Origin of the sequence: Streptomyces shenzhenensis (assembly GCF_003688995.1) — a bacterium.
Lineage (GTDB): Bacteria > Actinomycetota > Actinomycetes > Streptomycetales > Streptomycetaceae > Streptomyces > Streptomyces shenzhenensis_A.
Genome location: NZ_PENI01000004.1, coordinates 435,982 through 458,203, shown reverse-complemented (window position 1 = coordinate 458,203; position 22,222 = coordinate 435,982). Strand labels below are relative to the sequence as shown.

Here is a 22,222-nt window from a genome sequence, read left to right as displayed (position 1 = left end):
CCGGACCTGCGGCGGGCCGAACCGGTCACAGCAGCTCGCCCCGGCTTCGTGCGTTGGCCCGCGCGGTCTCGGCGTGCAAGCGCTGTTCGGGGCTTGCCAGTTGTGTCTCCGCCGGGTCGACGGTCCACTCGGTGCCGCCGGTCACGGGACGCAGGTACCAGAGTCCGCACGACTCCCCGCGGAACTCTCCGACCCGTTGGTCGGCGTCCACCATGAGCGTGCCGGGGGTCGGATGGTGTGGGGTTTGCTGCCGCTCGGTGGGGTCATTCTTGCGGAACACGACCACTCCTCTCCGTAGTGATTCCACTACCAAGGGGGTTCAGCGTGACCTAGTTCTGGGAAGCCTTCAACGTGCCGGACGGGAACAGAGAGTTGGTGTCCAGGGTGGTCAACCGCAAAGAACTGAACCCCGAGAGCAGCCCGCAAGCGGCTTTCGGCGCACGGGTGCGCAGCATGCGGGAGGCGCGAGGCTGGAGGCAGGAGGACTTGGGCGAGCTGATGGAATATTCCGGCGTCCATGTCTCGGCTGTTGAAGTTGGTCGCAAGATGCCGACTCTTCGCTTCGCTTGCAGGGCGGACGCCGCCTTCGGCACGGCCGGAACCGCTGACACGTTCGAACGCCAGTGGCGCGAGATCCGGCACGGCAGCCTGTTGGAGGGCTTCCCGGAGTACGTCGGGCATGAGGGCCGGGCGGTGGAGATCCGGCTCTACGAAGTGGGCGTCCTTCCCGGTCTGTTACAGACACCGGAGTACGCGTCGGCGTTGGCGGACAGCGCCGTCAAGCGCGGAGCGATCACGCCTGAGCAGGCGCACGAGCGGGTCACGATCGTTGCGGAACGGCAGGCCGCACTGGCCCGGAAGCGACCGCCCCTCGTTTTCGTGGTGCTGGACGAGAGCTGTCTCCGTCGCCCCATCGGCGAACCCACCGTGTGGGATGCGCAACTGGCAGCTCTGGCCGAGTTCGCCGAGTTGCCGAACACGGTGCTCCAGGTCGCCCCGTTCGACATGGGAGAGCGCCGCCCCTTCGACCTGCCGGTATATCTGCTGACCCTGTCGGATCGCTCGCTCATGTCGTACGCCGAGTCGGCGCATCGGGGCCACCTGGAACGAGAAAGCACGTTCGTACTGCCCATGCTGACGGCCTACCATCAGCTACAGGCCGAAGCACCTTCCCAGGCGGAATGCGTGGCCATGATCAGCCAGTTGCGAAAGGGCACCCCGTGAGTATCGAAACCCCGCGTTGGATCACGTCCTCGTACAGCAACAACGGCGGCGCCTGCGTCGAGGTCGCCGCCAACCTCGTCGCCTCCCGCGGCGTGGTCCCCGTCCGTGACTCCAAGAACCCGAACGGCCCGGTACTGGACCTCCCGGCCCACGCCTTCTCCTCTTTCGTGGCCGGCGTTAAAATCGGGCAGTTCGGCACCGCCTGAGCGCGCCGCCCCAAGCGGCGTCTGCGACGAAAGGGCACCCCGTGACGACCGAAACCCCGCGTTGGATCACGTCCTCCTACAGCGACAACGGCGGCAACTGCATTGAGGTCGCCACCAACCTCGTCGCCTCCCGCGGCGTGGTCCCCGTCCGTGACTCCAAGAACCCGAACGGCCCGGTACTGGACCTCCCGGCCCACACGTTCACCGCATTCGTGGCCGAGGTCAAGACCGGACAGTTCGGCACCGTCTGAGCCCTCGGCCTCGTCCTCCCCCGGCGGGAGGGTGGGGCCGAGCACGTGTGCTCAGGTTCAGCTCAGGCCTTCGATCGCCTTGAGGATCAACCACCGCGAATGACCCGCGGGCTGCCAGCCGCACCGGTTCGCCAGCTCGACGATCGTCAGTCCTGCTTCCCTACGGAGGTCACGCAGCCGTCCGGCGACGGCCTCACGCGCGGCCTGGGCGGACGAGGACGGGGAGAGGGGCATGGGCTGGCTTACCGGTGCTTCCTACTGGTCGATCTCGTACTGCTCGTGCGGGACGGCCCTGGCCCATACCTCGTCGAATGCGGCGGCGCACAGCTTGACCGCGGCGGGATCGTCGGAGAGTTCCTGGCCTGCCGACCCGCCGTCGCCGGTGAAGTGGTTCCACCGGATGAGGCGGCCGTCGAAGAGCCAAAAGTCGTTGCCGGGCAGGGCGATGTCGGATGCGCGTCGGCGTGGGAGCCAGCGCACCTGTTCGCCGGCCGCGACGTTGGTGAAGGTGCCGGAGTGCTCGAAGCGGATGTATTCGCTGACGGGCTCGGACACAACCCGGGCGCGCCGCACGACGACGCCACGGGCAACAGTCTCCTGGATCAGGTCCAGCCATGGCCGCCACCAGGATGCCCGGTCGGCTGGGTCATGGCGGAAGCCCTGGCGCCACGCCTCGAACCGCTGCCGTTCGTTGTCGACCGAGTAGGCGTCGCGCATCTCCAGGTGCACGGCCGAGTGCGTACAGCCTGCGATCAGTTCAGCGAACGTCGGGATGCTCGACGGCATCGCACGCCTCCCTGATCATGTGCACCATCCTGAAGACGAGTTCGTGGTTCTGCTGCTCTACCCAGACCGTAAGGCTCTCGTCGTCGCCGGTGTTCGGGTCGACCCCGATGAACCGTAGTGCCACGTCTGCTGTCGACCAACCTTGAGGCCGGGCAGGCGCTGCTGCTGCCGAGGGGCTGGGCGCACACCCCGCATGCCGGAATTCCGGCGCGTCGTCCTCCCCCGCGACCGGGAAGGGCCCCGCTCGCCCACCCGCGTAGGCGGGACCTCACCGCGGAGTGGGTGGCGTGGGGAGGGGGTGGTCGCCGGGGTGTAACCGGGCGCCCGCACGGGACGTAACACGGCCGATCCACGCTGAGCCGCATGGAGACCGTCTCGACGCCCACCCACTGCCCGTACTGCGCCCTGCAGTGCGGGATGCGCCTGTCGCCCGTACCGGGGGGCGTGGAGGTGATCGAGCGCGCGGACTTCCCGGTGAACCGGGGCGCGCTGTGCGGCAAGGGGCGCACCGCTCCCGCGCTGCTCTCGTCGGGCGTGCGGCTGACCTCCCCGCTCGTGCGCTCGGGCGGGACGCTCGTACCGGCCGGCTGGGACGAGGCGCTCGACCGGATCGCCACGGGCCTGTCCACGGCGCGGAGCGCATACGGCGCCGACGCGTGCGGGGTGTTCGGCGGAGGCGGGCTGACCAACGAGAAGGCGTACGCGCTCGGCAAGTTCGCGCGCGTCGTCCTCGGCACCTCGCAGATCGACTACAACGGCCGCTTCTGCATGTCGTCCGCGGCGGCGGCCGGCACGCGCGCCTTCGGCCTGGACCGGGGGCTGCCCTTCCCGCTGGCGGACATCCCGCGGACCGGCTGTCTGATCCTGGTCGGCTCCAACCTCGCCGAGACGATGCCGCCCGCGCTCCGCTACCTCACCGAACTGCGGGAGAACGGCGGCACGTTGATCGTCGTCGACCCGCGCCGCACCCGGACCGCCGAGCAGGCGGACCTGCACCTGGCGCCCCGGCCGGGCACCGATCTCGCCCTGGCGCTCGGCCTGTTGCACCTGGTGGTCGCGGAGGGCCGGACGGACGAGACGTACATCCGGGACCGCACGGCCGGCTGGACGCGGGCGCGGGCGGCGGCGATGGCGCACTGGCCGGAGCACGTGGAGCGGATCACCGGGGTGCCGGTCCCCCAACTCCGGAAGACGGTACGGATGTTCTGCGAGCCGGAGGCGGCGATGGTGCTCACGGCTCGGGGGCCGGAACAGCAGTCGAAGGGCACCGACACGGTGGGCGCCTGGATCAATCTGTGCCTGGCGACCGGGCGGGCGGGCCGGCCGCTGTCCGGGTACGGCTGTCTGACCGGGCAGGGCAACGGGCAGGGCGGGCGCGAACACGGCCAGAAGGCCGACCAGTTGCCCGGCTACCGCAAGCTGACGGATCCGGCGGCGCGACGCCATGTCGCCGCGGTGTGGGGCGTGGACCCGGACACGCTGCCGGGTCCCGGCCGCAGTGCGTACGAGCTCCTCGACGCCCTGGGCACGGACGTGCGCGCGCTGTTGCTGATGGGGTCCAACCCGGTGGTCTCGGCGCCGCGCGCGGCCCACGTCGAGGGCCGGCTCCGGTCGCTGGACTTCCTGGCCGTGGCGGACGTGGTGCTCTCGGAGACGGCGGCGCTCGCGGACGTCGTGCTGCCGGTCACCCAGTGGGCCGAGGAGACGGGCACGACCACCAGTCTGGAGGGCCGGGTGCTGTTGCGGCGGCGGGCGCTCGACCCGCCCGCCGGGGTACGCAGCGACCTGGAGGTGCTGCACGGGCTCGCCGCCCGGCTGGGCGTGGAGAAGGGCTTCCCGACGGACCCCGAGGAGGTCTTCGGCGAACTGCGCCGGGCGAGCGCGGGCGGCCCTGCGGACTACTCGGGCATCACCTACGACCGGCTGGCGAGGGAGAACGGCCTGTTCTGGCCCTGCCCGGACCCGACGGCAGCACCGGACCCGACGGCAGCACCGGGCACGACGGCTCCGGCGAGTACGGCGCATACGGCGCCGACAGCGGACGTACCCGCCCCGGCCGGGGCCCACCCAGGCACCCCCCGGCTGTTCCTCGACCGGTTCGCCACCGAGGACGGGCGGGCCCGGTTCGTGCCCGTGTCGCATCGGCCGGCCGCCGAGGAGCCGGATGCCGAGTACCCGGTGCTGCTGACCACGGGACGGGTCGTGGCCCAGTACCAGTCCGGCGCCCAGACCCGGCGGGTGGCCGAGCTGAACGCCGCCGCGCCCGGCCCGTACGTCGAACTGCACCCGCGGCTCGCGGCGCGGCTGGGCGCGGCCGACGGCGACCCGTTGGCGGTGGTGTCCCGGCGCGGGCGCGCCGTGGCGCCCGCGCGGATCACGACCGCCATCCGGCCGGACACGGTGTTCATGCCGTTCCACTGGCCGGGCGAGGGCCGCGCGAACACGCTGACCAACCCGGCGCTCGACCCGGTCTCGCGCATGCCCGAGTTCAAGGTGTGCGCGGTGCGCGTGGAGCGCGCGGAGCCCTGACCGCCGCCGGGGGCGGGCTGCGTCCCGTGCCCGCCGGCGGGTCCCCCGGTACGTACTCGCGACGGCGTACGGACAGCCGGGGCCGTCGTACAGCACCGCGTCGGTGAGCCGGCCGGGCTCCGCCGCGCCGGTCAGGAACAATTCTCCACCTCTGGCGCCCCCTTGCGCCTCTGCCCGCTCCGGGGGTTCGCGTCACCGGGCGGGGTCGTCACCCGTTCACACCCGCTGGGCGGGCCGCCGTTCGTGTTCTCTTCAGGCACGGCCCGGTGCACCTCCATGACCTGCCGGAACACCGGTCCGTACGGCCTCCCGCGCGGCCCGGACGACACCCGATCACCACAGTTCTGACGGACTGTCAGGAAGCGGGGTCGGCGGCGTGGGCTTTACCTCGATAACGCAGGGGCACGACCGAGTCGGCGGCACAGGGGGTGTCGCGGGTCGTGACCCCTGGCACGCGAGGGAGCACGATGCGACGCACCGCCCGCACGCTGACCGGTACCGCGCTCGCCGTCGCGGCAGCGGGTCTCGCCACCACGCCCGCGCACGGCGCGCGCGCCGCCGCCGCGGCGGCCCACCCGCGCAACGCGCCGACCGGCACGGCGGCAACCGGCGCCCTTGAGGTGTACCCGTCCACCGTGATTCCGGGCGGGCAGGTCACGGTGAACACCAAGGCGTGCGGCGGCACCGCGGCGGGCGACGCCACCGCCGTCGGCGCCGGCACCTTCATGCTGGCGCCCAGCGCGCACGAGGGCGACGCGATCGGCCAGTTCCGGGTGCCGCCGAGCGCGCAGCCGGGTACGTACGAGATCGTCGCCAAGTGCGCCGAGGGCAACCGGCAGGTGGCGGGCGATCTCGTCGTGACGCTGTCGGCGGCGCACGGACAGACGCAACCGCGCGGAAGTGTGAAGACGGGGGTCGGCGGCGCGCTCGGCTCCGACCCCGTACAGACCGCGGCAGGCGTGGCGGCTCTCGCCGTCGCCGCCGCGGGCGGTACCTGGCTCCTGCATCGCCGTGCGAGAGGCGATGGCATCTGACGGGCACCCCTCCGCTGTCCGTCCGCCGGTACCGCAAGTCCCCTCCCCCTCCGGGTCCGACGCCCCTCGCGGCCCGGAGGGGGGTACGGGGTTCCGTCCCCGGGGTTCCGGGAGGTCCGGGAGGTTCCTATGCGCAGGATCGGGGACACCGCGATAGCCGCGGTCACCGTGGTCGCCCTGGGCTCCGGCATATGGCTGCTGGGCACCGCCCACCTGTCCGCGCCGCCGCAGCCCACCGCCGCCGAGGGCCGTCCGGATCCGGCCGAGGAGCGGCTCGCGTCGCCCGCGCTGCCGCCGTCCCCGCCCACCCGGATCCGCATACCCTCGGTCCGGGTCGACGCCCCGATGACGGGCCTCGGCCTGACGCCGTCCGGCAGTCTCGACGCGCCGCCGGCCCGGAACAGGAACCTGGCCGGCTGGTACGAGGCCGGCACCGCCCCCGGCGAGACGGGCACCGCGATCGTCGCCGGGCACGTGGACACCGCCGAGGGCCCCGCCGTCTTCTACCGCCTCGGCGCGGTGAAGCGGGGCGCCACCGTGGAACTGGACCGGCGGGACGGCAGCGTGGCGGTGTTCACCGTGGACGCGGTCGAGGTCTACCGGGCGAGCGACTTCCCCGACGAGAAGGTGTACGGCGCCGCCGAGCGCCCGGAGCTGCGCGTCATCACCTGCGGCGGGGGCTACTCGCAGTCGACGGGCTACCAGGGCAACGTGGTCGTCTTCGCCCACCTGACCGCCGGCCGCTGACCGGCCGACGGCTCAGGCCAGCCACTGCTGGTACGCCAGGTTCGCCACCAGGGCGAACACCACCGTCAGCAGCACCACCCGGACGAAGCCGCTCCCCCGCTTCAGCGCCGTACGCGCACCCAGCGTCCCGCCCGCCAGATTGAACACGGCGAGCAGCGCGGCGAGCTGCCACAGGACCGCCCCCTGCCAGGCGAAGGTGACGAGCGCGCCCGCGTTGGTGCAGCAGTTGACGATCTTGGCGGTGGCCGAGGCGGTGACCAGGTCGAGGTGGAGTACGGCGGTGAGGGCGAGGACGAGGAAGGTGCCGGTGCCGGGTCCGACCAGGCCGTCGTAGAAGCCGATACCGAGGCCGGCGAGGCCGATGGCCGCGAGGATCCGGCGGCGGGAGGCGGGGCCGGGCGCCGGGGCGGTGCCGAAGGCGGGGCGCAGGATCACGAAGGCCGCGACGGCGAGCAGCACCACCATGATCACCGGCTTGAGCACATCGGTGCTCAAGCCGGCGGCGAAGAACGCGCCGGCCGAGGAGCCCGCGAGCGCGGCGAGACCGATGCGCACGGCGGTGCGCACGTCGACGGGTGCCCGGCGGGCGTAGGTCACGGCCGCGCCCGTGGTGCCGACGATGGCGACCGCCTTGTTGGTGCCGAGCGCGGTCGCCGCCGGGGTGCCGACGGGCAGCCCGAGCAGGAGCACCGGGAGGAGCAGCAGCCCGCCACCGCCCACCACCGCATCGATCCAGCCGGCCGCGAGAGCGGCCAGACAGAACAGGACGAGGACGGTCAACGACATGTCGGGCATGATCGCGACCCTAGGGAGCCGGCAGGCGCACGGTCCACGCACCTGAGCAACTTCTGAGGTTGCACTCCCGCGCCGCCCCGCCCCGACCGTCTTCCGCCCCCGCACGCCACCAGCCCGCCCACCGGACACCACCCACGCCCACGCACCGCCCGGCCCGCCGCCGGCCACACCCCGCTCCCCGGCCCATGCCGCCGCCCGCGGCAGCCACACCCGCCTCGGCCACCCACAGGTCCCACTGCCGTACGCCGCCGTCCGGCCGCTTCAGCAGGTGGCCGAGGGCCCTGCCCTCCGCGAACAGCGGGGAGCGCTGGGCGATGTAGGGGTTGATCCGCACGCAGACCCGCAGGCCCCGCACCCTTGGCCGGGCCGGCATGCCCGCCGGACCCACGCCCTCGCCACCCACACCCCTCGCACCACCGACCCCCAACCACCTCCCGCAACGGCCACCCGCCACGCACGGCCGGCCCGCCGCCGACCCCATCCCCGCTCCCCCGGTCCGCCCCTCACATCGCCGGTGTGGGTTCGCTGAGGGCAGCGTTGCTCTTGGGAAACCGTTGTGATGCCGCCGGGTAACGTCGGCGCCGCACGCTGCGTTGCATGACCTCGGACACGCGTGTGGTGGTGATCGGCGCCGGCCTCGCGGGCGAACGGCTCGCCCGTCGGCTCGCCGAGCTGGGCGGGTCCGCGCTGCTCGTCGGCGAGGAGGAGCACCACCCGTACAACCGGGTCCTGCTCGCCGAGGTGCTGGCCGGCCGCTACGCCCCCGAGGTGATCGCCCTGCCGGCCCCCGCGCATCTCGTGCGCGCCCGGGTCACCGGCATCGACCGCGCCGCCCGGCAGGTGCGCTGCGCGGACGGCTCGGAGATCGCCTACGACACCCTCGTCCTGGCCACCGGCGCCAACCCCGTCCTGCCGCCGCTGCGCGGCCTGTTCGGGACGGACGGGCACGAGCTTCCCGAGGGCGTGCACGCGTTCCGCACCATGGACGACTGTCTGGGCCTGGCCAAGGCGGTACGGCCGGGCGTACGGGCGGTCGTCGTCGGCGGCGGGCTGCTCGGTGTGTCGGCGGCCCGCGCGCTCGCCGTGCGCGGCGCCCAGGTGGTCCTCGCCCAGCAGGCCGAACGCCTCATGGAGCGCCAGCTCGACCCGAACGCCGCACAGCTCGTGCGGCGCCATCTGACGGACCTGGGCGTCGAGGTGCACACCGAGTGCCGGGTACGGGACGTACGCTCGGCCGGCGGCGCGGTCCGCTCGGTCGAGCTCGCCGACGGATACGCCCTGGACACCGATCTCGTGGTCCTCGCCTGCGGGGTCCGCCCGCGCGTGGGGCTCGCCGAGGACGCGGGACTCGCCGTCCGCAAGGGCGTCCTCGTCGACGACGAACTGCGCACGTCCGACCCGCACATCCGGGCCGTCGGCGACTGCGTGCAACACGCCGGCACGGTGTACGGCCTCGCCACCCCGGCCCTCGAACAGGCCGACGTACTGGCCGAGTTGCTCTCCGGAAGGACCGACTCCCGGTACACCGGCACCCGTTCGCTGACCCGGCTCACCCTGACCGGCCGCCACTCCCCCTTCGACCTCGCCGCGTTCGGCGAGGCCGAGCCGCTCCCCGGCGACGACGTCGTACAGCTCGCCGACGCCACCCGCGGCACCTACCGCAAGGTCGTCGTCCGCGACGACCGCCTGGTCGGCGGGGTCCTGGTCGGCGAACTCGGCACCGTCGGCGCGCTCGCCCGCGCCTGGGAGGGAGCCGAGCCGCTCCCGGACGACGGCCCGCTGCTCCATCTGCTCACCGACGACGGAGGCTCCTGATGTCCACGACCGCACCCGTTGGGGACCGCCCCCGCCCCACGATCGTGCTCGTCGGCCACGGCATGGTCGGCCAGCGCTTTCTCGAAGCGCTCGCCGAGCGCGGCCTGACCGCCACCCACCGCGTGGTCGTGCTGTGCGAAGAGCCGCGTCCGGCCTACGACCGGGTCCGGCTCACCTCGTACTTCTCGGGCCGGACACCCGAGGAACTCTCCCTGACCGACACCGAGTTCATCACGGGCCACGGCATCGAACTGCACGTGGGCGACCCGGCGGAGACGGTCGACCGCGCGGCCCGCAGGGTCACGGCCCGCTCCGGCCTGACCGTCGGCTACGACGTCCTCGTCCTGGCCACCGGCTCCTCCCCCTTCGTCCCGCCCGTCCCCGGCCGGGACGCCGAGGGCTGCTTCGTCTACCGCACGATCGAGGACCTGCTCGCGATCGAGGCGTACGCGAGGTCCCGGGCGACGACGGGCGCGGTGGTCGGCGGCGGGCTGCTCGGACTGGAGGCCGCGGGCGCGCTCAAGGGCCTGGGACTGGCCAGCCACATCGTGGAGTTCGCGCCGCGGCTGATGCCGGTGCAGGTCGACGAGGGCGGCGGCGCGGCACTGCTGCGCAGCATCGAAGAGATGGGCCTGGCCGTGCACACCGGCGTGGGCACGCAGGAGATCGTCGTCGGCGCGGACGGCGCCGTCACCGGTATGAAGCTGTCCGACGGCTCCGAACTCGCCACGGACATGGTGGTGTTCAGCGCCGGTGTCCGCCCCCGCGACCAACTCGCCCGCGACACGGGCCTCGCGGTCGGCGAGCGCGGCGGCATCACCGTCGACGAACAGTGCCGAACCGTCACCGACCCGCGGGTGTTCGCGATCGGCGAGTGCGCGCAGGCCGTCGACGGCAGGGTGTACGGGCTGGTCGCGCCCGGCTACGAACAGGCGGAGACGGCCGCCGCCGCCATCGCCGCGGACGGGTCCGGGCAGCGCGCGTTCACCGGCGCCGACCTGTCGACCAAGCTGAAGCTGCTCGGGGTGGACGTGGCGTCCTTCGGCGACGCGCACGGCACGGCCGCGGACTGCCTTGACGTCGTCTACTCCGACTCCCGGGCCGGGCTGTACAAGAAGCTGGTCGTCGGCCGCGACGGCACGCTGCTCGGCGGCATCCTGGTCGGCGACGCGGAGGCGTACGGCACGCTGCGGGCGCTGACCGGCACGGTGCCGCCCGTCCCGCCGGAGCGGCTGGTCCTCCCGGCCGACGCGGGGGCCCCGGCCGCGCTCGGCCCGGCCGCGCTGCCCGACGCGGCGGTCATCTGCTCCTGCCACAACGTCACCAAGGGCACGATCCGCGGCGCGGTGACGGAGCACTCCTGCACCAGCGTGCCCGAGGTGAAGAAGTGCACCCGGGCCGGTACGGGCTGCGGCAGCTGCGTCAAGGTGCTCGGCCAGCTGGTCACCGCCGAGTTGGAGGCGAGCGGCGTCGAGGTCGACAAGGGCCTGTGCGGCTGCTTCGCCCGGACCCGCGAGGAGCTCTACGAGATCGTCCTCGCCCTGCGCCTCACCTCGTACCGGGAACTGCTCGACCGCTACGGCCGCGAGGAGGCCCGGGACGGGGACGGCTGCGAGACCTGCAAGCCGGCGGTCGCCTCGATCATCGCCTCCCTCGCGCCCACGATCGGCGCGGACGGCTATGTCCTGGACGGCAAGCAGGCGGCGCTCCAGGACACCAACGACCACTTCCTCGCCAACCTCCAGAAGAACGGCTCGTACTCGGTCGTACCGCGCATCCCCGGCGGTGAGATCACCCCGGAGAAGCTGATCGTGATCGGTGAGATCGCCCGCGACTTCGGCCTCTACACAAAGATCACCGGCGGTCAGCGGATCGACATGTTCGGCGCGCGTGTCGAGCAACTGCCGCTGATCTGGACCCGGTTGGTGGACGCCGGCTTCGAGTCCGGGCACGCCTACGGCAAGGCGCTGCGCACCGTGAAGTCCTGCGTGGGCCGGACCTGGTGCCGCTACGGCGTCCAGGACTCCGTACGCATGGCGATCGACCTGGAGCTGCGCTACCGGGGGCTGCGCTCGCCGCACAAGCTCAAGTCGGCGGTCTCCGGGTGCGCCCGGGAGTGCGCCGAGGCCCAGTCGAAGGACTTCGGCGTCATCGCCACCGCCCATGGCTGGAACCTCTACGTCGGCGGCAACGGCGGTGCGACCCCGCGCCACGCGGATCTGCTCGCGCAGGATCTGAGCGACGCCGAACTGATCCGGCTGATCGACCGGTTCCTGATGTTCTACATCCGCACCGCCGACCGTCTGGAGCGCACCAGCGTGTGGCTGGAGCGGATCCCCGGCGGCCTGGACCATGTACGGGACGTGGTGGTGCACGACTCGCTCCGCATCTGCGCGGAGCTGGAGTCCCTGATGGCGGCCCATGTGGCGCACTACCGCGACGAATGGGCGGAGACGATCAACAACCCGGAGAAGCTGGCCCGGTTCGTGTCCTTCGTGAACGCCCCGGACACCCCCGACCCGGTCGTCGGCTTCGTCCCCGAACGCGACCAGATCAAGCCCGATCTGCCACTGCTGTCCATCGGCCTGCGGCCCGCACCGGCCCTGGAAGGAAGCGCCCAGCGATGACCCTGGCACCTGAGACGACCGACCTGAAGGTCCAACTGCGGCTGGCGGAGGGCTGGTTCACGGTCTGCGAACTCAGCCTGCTCGTCCCGGGCCGCGGGGTGGCGGCACTGCTGCCCGACGGCCGCCAGGTGGCCGTCTTCCGCGACCGGGCCGGGCGGCTGTACGGCATCGACAACCGGGACCCGTTCTGCGGCGCGGCCGTCCTCTCCCGCGGCCTGACCGGCACCCACCGGGGACGCCCCTACGTCGCCTCCCCGCTGCTGAAACAACGCTTCGACCTGACGTCCGGCCAGTGCCTGGACGACACGACGGTCCGCGTGCAGACCTACGAGGCACGCACCGCGTGATGCCCACTCACCCCTTGAGCACGTCGTACGCCACCCCGGTCAACCACTCCGACGCCACCCGGTCGTCACGGGTCCACGAGGCCCGCCAGGACGGTCCGGGCGTACGGCCAAGTGGCCGCCTTCCCTGACTGGGCCGGGCCGGGGCCGCGGTCGTCACCTCCCCGCCGCCAAAGCAGCGCAACGACGGCCACGTGCTCACCCCTTGAGCGCGTCGTACGCCACCCCGGTCAACCACTCCGACGCCACCCACAACCGCACCGCCACCCGGTCGTCACGCGTCCACGGGGCCCGCCAGGACGGTGCGGGTGTGCCTCGCCACTGGGCGAAGGACGGGCCGGTGAAGGAGTCGGGGCGTACGTCGGGGGCGGTGGCCGCGTACAGCGTGGGCAGGGCGCCGGCCTCGGCCGGCTGGGCGAGGACCCGGTTGCCTGCCGCCATGAGCCAGGCGACGGCCCGGCGGCCCTCGGCCCGCGGCGCGGCCGTCTGGAGGTTGGTGGCGGCGTACCCGGGGTGCGCGGCGGCGGCGATCACGTCCGCCCCGGTGGCCGCGAGCCGGCGCGCCAGCTCGTGGGTGAAGAGCAGGTTCGCGGTCTTGGAGCGGGCGTAGGCGATCCATCGCCGGTAGCGGCGCTCGCTGTTGAGGTCGGCGAGGTCGATGTTGGCGAGGACGTGCAGCACGCTGGACACGGTCACGACCCGGGCGCCCGGCGTGGCGAGCAGGGCGGGCAGCAGCAGTCCGGTGAGGGCGAAGTGCCCCAGGTGGTTGACCCCGAACTGGGTCTCGAAGCCGTCGGCGGTGGTCGAGTACGGCGTCGCCATCACCCCGGCGTTGGCGACGAGCAGATGGAGCCGGTCGTACCGGAAACCGGCCGCGAACTCCCGTACCGAGGCCAGATCCGCGAGATCCAGCCGCCCGAACTCCACCTCGGCACCCGGCACCTCGGCCACGATCCGATCACCGGCAGCGCTCCCGCGCGGCTCGCTACGGCAGGCGAGCACCACCCGAGCACCGCACCGGGCGAGCTCCCGCGCGGTGACATACCCGAGCCCACTGTTGGCCCCGGTGACCACGGCAACGCGACCGGCCAGGTCGGGGATGTCGGTCATCGCCCGGTCGACCCCCTTCACCACGCCACACACACCTGCCCCCAGGTTCCCCGGAGGACACACGGCGCGCACCCGGAGGGGCGGCGCCCCCGCACAGGGTGCCGCCCCTCCTTCTGGTGGGCCGGAGCCGCCGGCGATCGGTGAGGGTCGGGGACCGTCGGCGGCTCCGGGGCCGGGGCGGGGCGGCGGTGGCCGCCGTCCCGCCGGACCGGTGGTCAGCGGTGGTCGCTGCCCGCCGACTGGGTGGCCGCGCGGCCGGCCTCCAGACGGGCGACCGGGATGCGGAACGGCGAGCAGGAGACGTAGTCCAGACCCACCTCGTGGAAGAAGTGCACCGACTCCGGGTCGCCGCCGTGCTCGCCGCAGACGCCGAGCTTCAGGTCGGGACGGGTGGCGCGGCCTGCCTTCGCCGCCGACTGCACCAGGGAGCCGACGCCGTCCTTGTCGATGGTCTCGAACGGGCTGACGCCGAAGATGCCCTTCTCCAGGTAGGCGGTGAAGAAGGATGCCTCGACGTCGTCGCGGCTGAAGCCCCACACGGTCTGCGTGAGGTCGTTCGTGCCGAAGGAGAAGAACTCGGCGGCCTCCGCGATCTGGCCGGCGGTCAACGCGGCGCGCGGAAGCTCGATCATGGTGCCGATCGCCAGCTTCAGCTCGGTGCCGGTGGCCTGCTGGACCTCGGTGATGACCCGGTCCGCCTCCTCGCGGACGATCTCCAGTTCCTGGACGGTGCCGACGAGCGGGATCATGATCTCGGCGCGCGGATCGCCCTTGGCGTTCCGGCGTTCGGCCGCGGCCTCGGCGATCGCCCGGACCTGCATGGTGAACAGGCCGGGGATGACCAGCCCGAGGCGGACGCCGCGCAGGCCCAGCATGGGGTTCTGCTCGTGCAGCCGGTGCACGGCCTGAAGCAGCCGCAGCTCGTTCTCGTGCGGCTCCTGGCGTGCCTCCGCCAGCGCCACGCGCACCGACAGCTCCGTGATGTCGGGCAGGAACTCGTGCAGCGGCGGGTCGAGCAGCCGGACGGTCACGGGCAGCCCGTCCATCGCCTCGAACAGCTCGACGAAGTCCCGCTTCTGGAGCGGCAGGAGCTGCTTCAGGGACTCCTCGCGCTCGGCCTGCGTGTCGGCCAGGATCAGCCGCTCCACCAGCTCGCGCCGGTCGCCGAGGAACATGTGCTCGGTGCGGCACAGGCCGATGCCCTGGGCGCCGAAGCGCCGGGCCCGCAGCGCGTCCTCCGCATTGTCGGCGTTGGCGCGCACCCGCAGCCGGCGCTTGCGGTCGGCGAACGCCATGATCCGGTGCACGGCCTCGACCAGTTCGTCGGCGTCGTCGGCGCCCGCGTGCATCCGGCCCTCGAAGTACTCCACGACCGGGGACGGGACCACCGGGACCTCGCCCAGGTACACCTTGCCGTTGGAGCCGTCGATGGAGATCAGGTCGCCCTCCTCGACGATGTGCCCGCCCGGTACCGTCATCCGGCGCCGTTTGGTGTCGACCTCCAGGTCCTCCGCGCCGCAGACACAGGTCTTGCCCATGCCGCGGGCGACCACGGCCGCGTGCGAGGTCTTGCCGCCGCGTGAGGTCAGGATGCCCTCGGCCGCGATCATGCCGTCCAGGTCGTCGGGGTTGGTCTCGCGGCGGACCAGGATGACCTTCTCGCCCGAGCGGGACCACTTGACGGCGGTGTAGGAGTCGAAGACCGCCTTGCCGACGGCGGCGCCCGGCGAGGCCGCGATGCCCCGGCCGACCTGCTCGGTCCTGGCCTGGTCGTCGAACCGCGGGAACATCAGCTGCGCGAGCTGGGCGCCGGTGACCCGCTGGAGCGCCTCGGTCTCGTCGATCAGGCCCTGGTCCACCAGCTGGGTGGCGATGCGGAAGGCGGCGCCCGCGGTGCGCTTGCCGATGCGGGTCTGGAGCATCCACAGCTGGCCGCGCTCGATGGTGAACTCGATGTCGCAGAGGTCCTTGTAGTGGTTCTCCAGGGTCTCCATGATCTGCATGAGCCGGCCGTACGACTTCTTGTCGATGGACTCCAGCTCGGCGAGGGCCACGGTGTTGCGGATGCCCGCGACGACGTCCTCGCCCTGCGCGTTCTGCAGGTAGTCGCCGTAGACGCCCTGGTGGCCGCTGGCGGGGTCGCGGGTGAAGGCGACGCCGGTGCCGGAGTCCGGGCCGAGGTTGCCGAAGACCATGGAGCAGATGTTGACGGCGGTGCCGAGGTCGTGCGGGATGCGCTCCTGACGGCGGTAGAGCCGGGCGCGGTCGCCGTTCCAGGACTCGAAGACCGCCTTGATGGCGAGGTCCATCTGCTCGCGCGGGTCCTGCGGGAAGTCGTGGCCCGCCTCCTTCTTGACGATCTTCTTGAAGGTGGTGACGAGCTTCTTCAGGTCCGCGGCCGCCAGTTCGGTGTCGACCGTGACCTTCTTGGCCTCCTTGGCGTCCTCCAGGGCGTCCTCGAAGAGGTCGCCGTCCACGCCGAGTACGGTCTTGCCGAACATCTGGATGAGCCGGCGGTAGGAGTCCCAGGCGAACCGTTCGTCGCCGGACTGCTCCGCCAGGCCCTGCACGGAGGTGTCGGAGAGGCCGATGTTCAGGACGGTGTCCATCATCCCCGGCATCGAGAACTTCGCCCCGGAACGGACCGACACGAGGAGGGGGTTGTCGGGCTGTCCGAGCTTCTTGCCCATGGTCGCTTCGAGGGCTTCGAGGTGCGCACTCACCTCGTCACGCAGTGCCGCCGGCTCCTCGCCGCTGTCGAGGTAGACCTTGCAGGCCTCGGTGGTGATGGTGAAGCCCGGGGGGACCGGAAGGCCCAGATTGGTCATCTCCGCGAGGTTCGCACCCTTGCCACCGAGGAGGCCCTTGAGGTCCTTGTTGCCCTCGGTGAAGTCATAGACGAACTTCACGCCCTCAACACTCTTGCCCGACGCGGGTACCTGAGGATCTTTGTTTTCCGACACGGGTCTCGACTCCTTGAGGCCGCGGTGGCTGCCCTGACGGCGAGGAACATACCCAGATCGAAGGTGCCTGGGTACGTCCACTCGCGCGTCATACGCCCGTAACCAGCCGTCCGCCACGGGATCGAAAGTCAAGGATGGGCAAGCTTCGGGCAGCCGATGTTTTCACTTCTTGAATGAATCCGGGTCTCTGAATTCCCGGATTCCGCTCATATGAGCGACTCTCGGCACGCTTGATTTCGTTCGATGAACGATCAAGGGGTGGCACCGAGTGCCACCCCTTGGAGAAGTGCAGCCGTCCATGATCCGCTCATCTGAGCGCTACCTTTATCAAAGGTGGCGAGAATCACGCTGCCACAGTCGCCCGGATTTCACCATGCGGACGCCCACGCGGCCCGCGCCCCGAACCGGAAACACCCCCGTCACACCGCGGTCGCCGGCGGTCGCCTCCGGCCACCAACGGAGAGGCGATTGCCGGCGCCGGGGTGTTTCCGGTGCGGTGGCTGACCGAGGCGGCCAGCGAGCCCCGCACGCCCGAGCCGAAAGCCGCAGGCCCCCGGCGCCGGGCCACGGCAGCACCACTGACAACGGCCGCGAGGCCCCGTCATACCCCCAGCGCCAGCAATCGTTCCTCCACCCGCGCCGGGGCGTACAGGTACTCCACGACCAGCATCCCCGCTCCGATCAGGCCCGCCCGTTCGCCCAGTCGTGAGGTGACCACGTCCAGGTGGGCGGTGGAGCGGGGCAGTGCCCGCTGGTAGAGCAGCTCACGGACACCGGTGAGGAAGGGCGTCCCGGCCAGGTCCCCGGCGATCATCAGCACACCCGGATTGAGCAGCGTCACGACCGTCGCCAGCACATCCCCGACCCGGCGCCCCGCCTCCCGGGCCAACGCCGTCGCCTCCGGGTGCCCGGCGGCCAGCAGGTCCCGCACATCCGAGCCGGAGGCCGCCGGCACCCCGGCCTCGGTCAGCCGCCGTGCCACGGCACCACCGCTGGCGACGGCCGCGAGGCACCCGTACGAGCCGCAGCGGCACTGCGCGTCCGCGCCCACCCTGATGTGCCCGATGTCCCCGGCGCCGCCGTCGATGCCGCGGTAGATCGAGCCGCCCACCACGACCCCGGCGCCTATGCCCGTCGACACCTTGACGAGGACGAAGGCCGAGCAGTCCGGGTGTCCGGTGCGCTGCTCCCCGTACGCCATGAGGTTCGCGTCGTTGTCCACGAGCACCGGCACCGCCGGCCCGCCGGTGTGCTCGGTGTAGGCGCGGGAGAGGCGGCCTCGGAGGTCGTAGCCGTCCCAGCCGGGCATGATCGGCGGCTGCACCACGCGGCCGGTCACCCGGTCGACCGGGCCCGGCACGGCGAGCCCGATGCCGCACACCTCCGCCGCCCCGTGCCCGGCCTCGGCCAGCAGCCCGGCGAACCAGCCGCCCAGCTCGCCCAGGACGGACTCGGGACCGTCCTCTATGACCAGAGTGCCGGTGCGCTCGGCGAGAAGCTCACCGGCGAGCGACAGGACGGCCGCACGGGCGTGCCGGGTGTCCAGGTCGGCGGCGAGGACCACCGCGTGCAAGGCGTCGAACTCCAGGGTGATGGAGGGCCGCCCGCCGAGCGGCGAGTCGACCGGGCCGCCGGCCCCCTCGCGCAGCCAGCCCGCGCGGAACAGCCGGTCGAGGCGCTGGCCGACGGTGGCCCGGGACAGTCCGGTGGCCTGCTGGAGGGCGCCGCGCGTGGTGGCGCGCCCGCTGCGCACCAGTTCGAGCAGCTCCCCGGCACTGGCCTGACTGCGACCCGCCATGCGCACCCCCTTGTGTTTCTCAAGTTTGCATTACATATTGAGTTTTGCGTGTTAACTAGGCGTAACCCTTATGCTGGATACCGCCGAACCAGGCCGGCCGGACGTCTTCGGGGAGCCCCGAGTGGATCGCACTGCCCAGCTCACTGCCCGCCGCACAGAGCACCAGGTCGTATACGATCCACCGCCCCCGACCGGGTCGCTGCACGTCAGAGCGGTGCGGGTGCTGGAGGGCAACTGGACCGGCACCTCCACGGTCCCCTCACCCAGCCTGTATCCGCACCAGTGGTCCTGGGACTCGGCGTTCATCGCGATCGGCCTGCGGCACAGCTCGCCGTTACGGGCCCAGACGGAGCTGGAGACGCTGCTGGCCGCCCAGTGGACGGACGGGCGCATCCCGCACATCGTCTTCAACCCCTCCGTACCGCTCGACGCCTACTTCCCGAGCCCCGACTTCTGGCGCTCCTCGACCGCCGGGCGCGCCGCGGGCGCCCCGCGCACCGTACAGACCTCCGGCATCGTGCAGCCACCGGTACACGCGCTGGCGGCCTGGCTGGTGCACCGCGCCGACCCGGGGCTGTCCCGGGCCCGCGGCTTCCTCACCCGGGTCTACCCACGGCTCGCCGCCTGGCACCGCTATCTGCTGCACCGGCGGGACCTGGGCGGCGGCGGCCTCGTGTCGGTCGTACACCCCTGGGAGCAGGGCATGGACAACAGCCCCTGCTGGGACGCCCCGCTCGCCCGGATCACGCCCGCCCCGGCCCGCTCCTTCCGCCGCGCCGACCTCGGCCACGGCGCGCCCGAGGACCGGCCGACGGACCTGGACTACGGGCGGTACGTACGGCTGGCGACCGACTACCGCGACGGCGCCTACGCCGACGGACAGGGCGAGTTCGCGGTCGAGGACCCGGCGTTCAACGCGCTGCTCGTGGCCTCCGAACACGCGCTGGCCCGGATCGCCCAGGAGCTGGGCGCGGCCGGCACGGCGCGGCACGCGCGCGCGGAACGGCTGACGGCGGCGCTGGTGGAGCGGCTGTGGGACCCGGCGCGCGGCATGTTCCTGTGCCGGGACGTGCGCGGCCCTGGGCTGATCCCTGAGCGCAGCGTCTCCGGGCTGATCCCGCTGATGCTGCCCGGCCTGCCGCCGGACGTCGCCGCGGCGCTCGTACGCACCCTCACCGGCCCGCACTTCGGGCTCGGCGCCGCCACCCGCCTCGTCCCGAGCTACGACCTCCTCGGCGAGGCCTTCGACCCGCACCGCTACTGGCGCGGCCCGGCCTGGTTCAACACCGGCTGGCTGCTGGAGCGCGGGCTGCGGACGCACGGCGAGCGGGCGCGGGCCGACGCACTGCGGTCGGCGCTGCTGGGCACGGCCGACGCGACCGGGTTCGCCGAGTACGTCGACCCGTACACCGACGCGGCCTGCGGCGCGCTCGGCTTCAGCTGGACGGCCGCGCTCACGCTCGATCTGCTCAGGAGTGACGAGGGAGAGGACCGGGGATGACGGACCGGCAGCACCTGCTCGTGCACGGCACGACGTTCGCCGCCGTGGGCGACGGCGGCGACATCAGCGGCGTACGGGGCGGCACGGTGCCGGACGGGCTGTTCGTCCGCGACGCCCGGCACCTCAGCCGCTGGCAGCTCACGCTGGACGGGGCGGTGCCCGAGGCGCTCAGCCCGGTCGCGGACGGGGACGGGGCGCGCTGTGTGCTCGTCCCGCGCGGCGGCCGGCAGGAGCCGCCCGCGCACACCCTCTTCCGGGAACAGGCGGTCGGCGACGGCTCGTTCGTGGAGTCGCTCCAGGTCACCAGCAACCGCCCGGTGCCGACCACGGTACGGCTTGCGATCACCGCGGACGCCGACTTCACCGACCAGTTCGAACTGCGCCCCGACCACCGCACGTACCACAAGACCGGCGCGGTGCGCTCCCGCCACGTTCGCGACGACGGCGTGGAGTTCACCTACCGGCGCGGCGAGTGGCGGTCCGGTACGACCATCACGGCGGACCCCGCGCCGGACGGCGTCGAGGAGACCGGCACCGGCGCCCGCCGCCTGGTGTGGACCCTGGACCTGGCCCCGCACGGCACCGCGGACCTGGTGCTGCGCGTGCTGGCCCGTCCGCACGGCGAGAAGCGGGCGCGGCGCGTGCCGCGGTCACCGGCCGCCGTAAACGAGCAACTCCTCGCACGGGAAGGCGAGTTCGTGGAGGGCGTGGCCTTCCCGACCGGCTGGCCGGAGCTGGCGGCGGCCTGTGCCCGGGGGCTCGCCGACCTCGCCGCGCTCCAGGTGCCGGCGACCGGACCGGACGGCGAGGAGCTGCGGGTGCCGGCGGCCGGCGCCCCCTGGTTCCTGACGCTGCTCGGCCGGGACGCCCTGCTGACCTCCCTGTTCGCCCTCCCCTACCGCCCCAGGCTGGCCGCCGCCACGCTGCCCGCGCTCGCCGCGACCCAGGCGACGGGGATCACCCCGGCCTCGGTGGCCCAGCCCGGCAAGATCGTGCACGAGGTGCGGCACGGCGAGCTGGCGCACTTCGGGCAGGTGCCGTACGGCCGCTACTACGGCTCGGTGGACGCGACGCCGCTGTTCCTCGTCCTGCTCGGCGCGTATGTGGAACGGACCGGCGACACGGCCATGGCCCACCGCCTGGAGCCGCACGCGCGCGCGGCGATCGGCTGGATGCTGGACCACGGCGGGCTGACCTCGCGCGGCTACCTCGTCTACCGGGCCGACCGCGGCGGGCTCGCCAACCAGAACTGGAAGGACTCCCCCGGCGCCATCTGCTCGGCCGACGGCACCCGCCCGAGCGGGCCGGTGATGGCGGCGGGCGCCCAGGGCTACGCGTACGACGCGCTGCGCCGCACGGCGTGGGTCGCGCGCACGGTGTGGCGCGACGAGACGTACGCGGCCCTGCTCGAACAGGCGGCGGCCGATCTGCGGGACCGTTTCCAGCGGGACTTCTGGATGCGGGAGCGCTCCTTCCCGGCCCTCGCGCTGGACGGCGAGGGCCGGCAGGTGGACGCGCTGGCCTCGGACGCGGGGCACCTGCTGTGGTCCGGGCTGCTCGACAAGGAGTACGGCGAGGAGGTGGGGCGCCGGCTCCTGGAACCGGACTTCTTCTCCGGCTGGGGCGTCCGCACGCTCGCCGCCGGCCAGGGCGCCTACCATCCGCTCTCCTACCACCGCGGGTCGGTCTGGCCGCACGACAACGCGCTGATCGCCCTGGGCCTGGCCCGCTACGGCCTGCACGACGAGGCCCGCACGGTCGCCCACGCCCTGGTCGACGCGGCCACCGCGACCGGTCACCGGCTGCCGGAGGTGCTCGCCGGGTACGGCCGGGACACCTGCGCGGAGCCGGTCCCCTATCCGCATGCGTGCGTACGGGAATCGCGGTCCGCGGCGGCCCCGTTGGCGCTGCTCACCGCCGTGGGCGGGGCGTGACCGATGGGTTGACGGGGCGTTTGCCGGGTGTTTGCCGAATGCCGTGAACGGGAGCGGGCGGGGAGCCGTACGGGATGACGGCGGGCCAGACGGGCCGGGAACTCCCGGCCCGCCCAGCCTCCCCAGCGTGGCCCGCCTCCCACCACGGGCCATGCACGGAAGGACCCCCGGGTTGCCCCACCACACGAGCACACGCCAGTCACCGGCCACCGCCGAGGACCCGGAGGCCCAGACCGACCCGGCACCGGGCACACCGGAGCCGACGCCCTCCGGGCATCCCGGGCTCCCCGCAGAACCAACGGGCGCGGCGGAGACGGGGGATGCCACGAACGCGCCCGCGGGTGGTTCCAAGGACACGGGGGCGCAGACCGAACTTGACGCCGAGTCCGGGGACGGGGGTGGGGGCGGGGCCGAGTTCAAGGGCGAGTCCGAGGCTGGAGCCAGGTCCGGGGCCGAGCCCAAGGCCAGGGCCGAGTCCGGAGCCGGGACCGAGCCCGAGGCCGAGCCCGAGGCCGAGGCCGAGGCCGAGGTCAGGGTTGGAGCCGGGGTTGGGGCCGA

At 72.8% G+C, this 22,222-nt stretch carries 18 protein-coding genes and 1 pseudogene; 11 read left to right on the top strand and 8 right to left on the bottom strand.

Annotation, left to right across the window (positions count from 1 at the left end):
• Positions 1-25: 25 nt before the first annotated feature.
• The gene (locus tag CTZ28_RS09715) at positions 26-280 is read right to left on the bottom strand and encodes a hypothetical protein (protein ID WP_121888895.1); all 255 of its coding nucleotides are present in this window, start codon (positions 278-280) and stop codon (positions 26-28) included.
• A gap of 104 nt (positions 281-384) precedes the next feature.
• Between CTZ28_RS09715 and CTZ28_RS09710 the strand changes: the two genes are divergently transcribed.
• The 3 genes from CTZ28_RS09710 to CTZ28_RS09700 are packed head-to-tail and all read left to right on the top strand — an operon-like array spanning position 385 to position 1,681.
• Positions 385-1,224 carry a helix-turn-helix domain-containing protein gene (locus tag CTZ28_RS09710; protein WP_121888894.1) on the top strand — a complete coding sequence of 280 codons (840 nt, stop codon included), beginning with the start codon at positions 385-387 and terminating at the stop codon, positions 1,222-1,224.
• Positions 1,221-1,430 (top strand): DUF397 domain-containing protein, encoded by a 210-nt coding sequence (locus CTZ28_RS09705; RefSeq protein WP_121888849.1) that lies wholly within the window; start codon positions 1,221-1,223, stop codon positions 1,428-1,430. Before CTZ28_RS09710 ends, CTZ28_RS09705 begins: the two co-directional genes overlap by 4 nt.
• A 41-nt stretch (positions 1,431-1,471) precedes the next feature.
• Complete coding sequence (locus CTZ28_RS09700) at positions 1,472-1,681, top strand: DUF397 domain-containing protein (protein ID WP_121888848.1); 210 nt, start codon at positions 1,472-1,474, stop codon at positions 1,679-1,681.
• Positions 1,682-1,774: 93 nt separating this feature from the next.
• Here the strand turns inward: CTZ28_RS09700 and CTZ28_RS48125 are convergent.
• The 3 genes and pseudogenes from CTZ28_RS48125 to CTZ28_RS46900 form a co-directional block, all read right to left on the bottom strand.
• Positions 1,775-1,915 (bottom strand): annotated as a pseudogene (locus tag CTZ28_RS48125) (transcriptional regulator); the annotation flags it as partial.
• A 21-nt stretch (positions 1,916-1,936) separates the two neighbouring features.
• Positions 1,937-2,467, bottom strand: a complete 531-nt coding sequence (locus CTZ28_RS09690) for a DUF6879 family protein (RefSeq protein ID WP_121888847.1) — start codon at positions 2,465-2,467, stop codon at positions 1,937-1,939.
• Positions 2,439-2,591, bottom strand: a complete 153-nt coding sequence (locus tag CTZ28_RS46900; protein WP_183154323.1) for a hypothetical protein — start codon at positions 2,589-2,591, stop codon at positions 2,439-2,441. The genes CTZ28_RS09690 and CTZ28_RS46900 overlap by 29 nt, the downstream gene beginning before the upstream one ends.
• Positions 2,592-2,830: 239 nt before the next feature.
• Between CTZ28_RS46900 and CTZ28_RS09685 the strand changes: the two genes are divergently transcribed.
• The 3 genes from CTZ28_RS09685 to CTZ28_RS09670 all read left to right on the top strand — a co-directional run bounded on the left by CTZ28_RS09685 (position 2,831) and on the right by CTZ28_RS09670 (position 6,777).
• Positions 2,831-4,996: a molybdopterin oxidoreductase family protein gene (locus CTZ28_RS09685; RefSeq protein ID WP_121888846.1), complete on the top strand. Its 2,166-nt coding sequence runs from the start codon at positions 2,831-2,833 to the stop codon at positions 4,994-4,996.
• Between the two features lie 467 nt (positions 4,997-5,463).
• Positions 5,464-6,030, top strand: a complete 567-nt coding sequence (locus tag CTZ28_RS09675; RefSeq protein ID WP_121888845.1) for a hypothetical protein — start codon at positions 5,464-5,466, stop codon at positions 6,028-6,030.
• Between the two features lie 129 nt (positions 6,031-6,159).
• Entirely contained in the window at positions 6,160-6,777 is a 618-nt protein-coding gene (locus CTZ28_RS09670; protein WP_121888844.1) for a class F sortase, read from the top strand.
• 12 nt (positions 6,778-6,789) lie between these two features.
• Here CTZ28_RS09670 and CTZ28_RS09665 read toward each other — a convergent pair whose 3' ends face one another.
• Positions 6,790-7,572 (bottom strand): sulfite exporter TauE/SafE family protein, encoded by a 783-nt coding sequence (locus CTZ28_RS09665; protein ID WP_121888843.1) that lies wholly within the window; start codon positions 7,570-7,572, stop codon positions 6,790-6,792.
• A 597-nt stretch (positions 7,573-8,169) separates the two neighbouring features.
• Between CTZ28_RS09665 and CTZ28_RS09655 the strand changes: the two genes are divergently transcribed.
• The 3 genes from CTZ28_RS09655 to nirD are packed head-to-tail and all read left to right on the top strand — an operon-like array spanning position 8,170 to position 12,361.
• The gene (locus CTZ28_RS09655; RefSeq protein ID WP_121888841.1) at positions 8,170-9,387 is read left to right on the top strand and encodes an NAD(P)/FAD-dependent oxidoreductase; all 1,218 of its coding nucleotides are present in this window, start codon (positions 8,170-8,172) and stop codon (positions 9,385-9,387) included.
• The gene (nirB, locus tag CTZ28_RS09650; RefSeq protein ID WP_121888840.1) at positions 9,387-12,014 is read left to right on the top strand and encodes a nitrite reductase large subunit NirB; all 2,628 of its coding nucleotides are present in this window, start codon (positions 9,387-9,389) and stop codon (positions 12,012-12,014) included. The genes CTZ28_RS09655 and nirB overlap by 1 nt, the downstream gene beginning before the upstream one ends.
• Positions 12,011-12,361 carry a nitrite reductase small subunit NirD gene (nirD, locus tag CTZ28_RS09645; protein ID WP_121888839.1) on the top strand — a complete coding sequence of 117 codons (351 nt, stop codon included), beginning with the start codon at positions 12,011-12,013 and terminating at the stop codon, positions 12,359-12,361. Before nirB ends, nirD begins: the two co-directional genes overlap by 4 nt.
• 195 nt (positions 12,362-12,556) lie before the next feature.
• Here nirD and CTZ28_RS09635 read toward each other — a convergent pair whose 3' ends face one another.
• The 3 genes from CTZ28_RS09635 to CTZ28_RS09625 all read right to left on the bottom strand — a co-directional run bounded on the left by CTZ28_RS09635 (position 12,557) and on the right by CTZ28_RS09625 (position 18,229).
• Positions 12,557-13,468 (bottom strand): oxidoreductase, encoded by a 912-nt coding sequence (locus CTZ28_RS09635; protein WP_121888893.1) that lies wholly within the window; start codon positions 13,466-13,468, stop codon positions 12,557-12,559.
• Positions 13,469-13,683: 215 nt separating this feature from the next.
• Entirely contained in the window at positions 13,684-16,431 is a 2,748-nt protein-coding gene (ppdK, locus tag CTZ28_RS09630) for a pyruvate, phosphate dikinase (RefSeq protein WP_121888837.1), read from the bottom strand.
• Between the two features lie 601 nt (positions 16,432-17,032).
• Positions 17,033-18,229 (bottom strand): ROK family protein, encoded by a 1,197-nt coding sequence (locus CTZ28_RS09625; protein ID WP_121888836.1) that lies wholly within the window; start codon positions 18,227-18,229, stop codon positions 17,033-17,035.
• 121 nt (positions 18,230-18,350) lie between these two features.
• On the opposite strand from CTZ28_RS09625, the gene CTZ28_RS09620 reads away from it, so the two are divergent.
• Positions 18,351-19,730: an amylo-alpha-1,6-glucosidase gene (locus CTZ28_RS09620; protein WP_121888892.1), complete on the top strand. Its 1,380-nt coding sequence runs from the start codon at positions 18,351-18,353 to the stop codon at positions 19,728-19,730.
• Positions 19,727-21,664, top strand: coding sequence for an amylo-alpha-1,6-glucosidase (locus CTZ28_RS09615; RefSeq protein ID WP_121888835.1), 1,938 nt, complete (start codon positions 19,727-19,729; stop codon positions 21,662-21,664). The genes CTZ28_RS09620 and CTZ28_RS09615 overlap by 4 nt, the downstream gene beginning before the upstream one ends.
• Positions 21,665-22,222 lie beyond the last annotated feature (558 nt).

What these genes read in the sequence shown, in the direction of transcription:
- CTZ28_RS09625 (WP_121888836.1), bottom strand. Translation starts at nt 18,229, where the DNA reads ATGGCGGGTCGCAGTCAGGCCAGTGCCGGGGAGCTGCTCGAACTGGTG.
- CTZ28_RS09635 (WP_121888893.1), bottom strand. Translation starts at nt 13,468, where the DNA reads ATGACCGACATCCCCGACCTGGCCGGTCGCGTTGCCGTGGTCACCGGG.
- CTZ28_RS09655 (WP_121888841.1), top strand. Translation starts at nt 8,170, where the DNA reads ATGACCTCGGACACGCGTGTGGTGGTGATCGGCGCCGGCCTCGCGGGC.
- nirB (WP_121888840.1), top strand. Translation starts at nt 9,387, where the DNA reads ATGTCCACGACCGCACCCGTTGGGGACCGCCCCCGCCCCACGATCGTG.
- CTZ28_RS09665 (WP_121888843.1), bottom strand. Translation starts at nt 7,572, where the DNA reads ATGCCCGACATGTCGTTGACCGTCCTCGTCCTGTTCTGTCTGGCCGCT.
- CTZ28_RS09685 (WP_121888846.1), top strand. Translation starts at nt 2,831, where the DNA reads ATGGAGACCGTCTCGACGCCCACCCACTGCCCGTACTGCGCCCTGCAG.
- CTZ28_RS09670 (WP_121888844.1), top strand. Translation starts at nt 6,160, where the DNA reads ATGCGCAGGATCGGGGACACCGCGATAGCCGCGGTCACCGTGGTCGCC.
- nirD (WP_121888839.1), top strand. Translation starts at nt 12,011, where the DNA reads ATGACCCTGGCACCTGAGACGACCGACCTGAAGGTCCAACTGCGGCTG.
- CTZ28_RS09615 (WP_121888835.1), top strand. Translation starts at nt 19,727, where the DNA reads ATGACGGACCGGCAGCACCTGCTCGTGCACGGCACGACGTTCGCCGCC.
- CTZ28_RS09675 (WP_121888845.1), top strand. Translation starts at nt 5,464, where the DNA reads ATGCGACGCACCGCCCGCACGCTGACCGGTACCGCGCTCGCCGTCGCG.
- CTZ28_RS09690 (WP_121888847.1), bottom strand. Translation starts at nt 2,467, where the DNA reads ATGCCGTCGAGCATCCCGACGTTCGCTGAACTGATCGCAGGCTGTACG.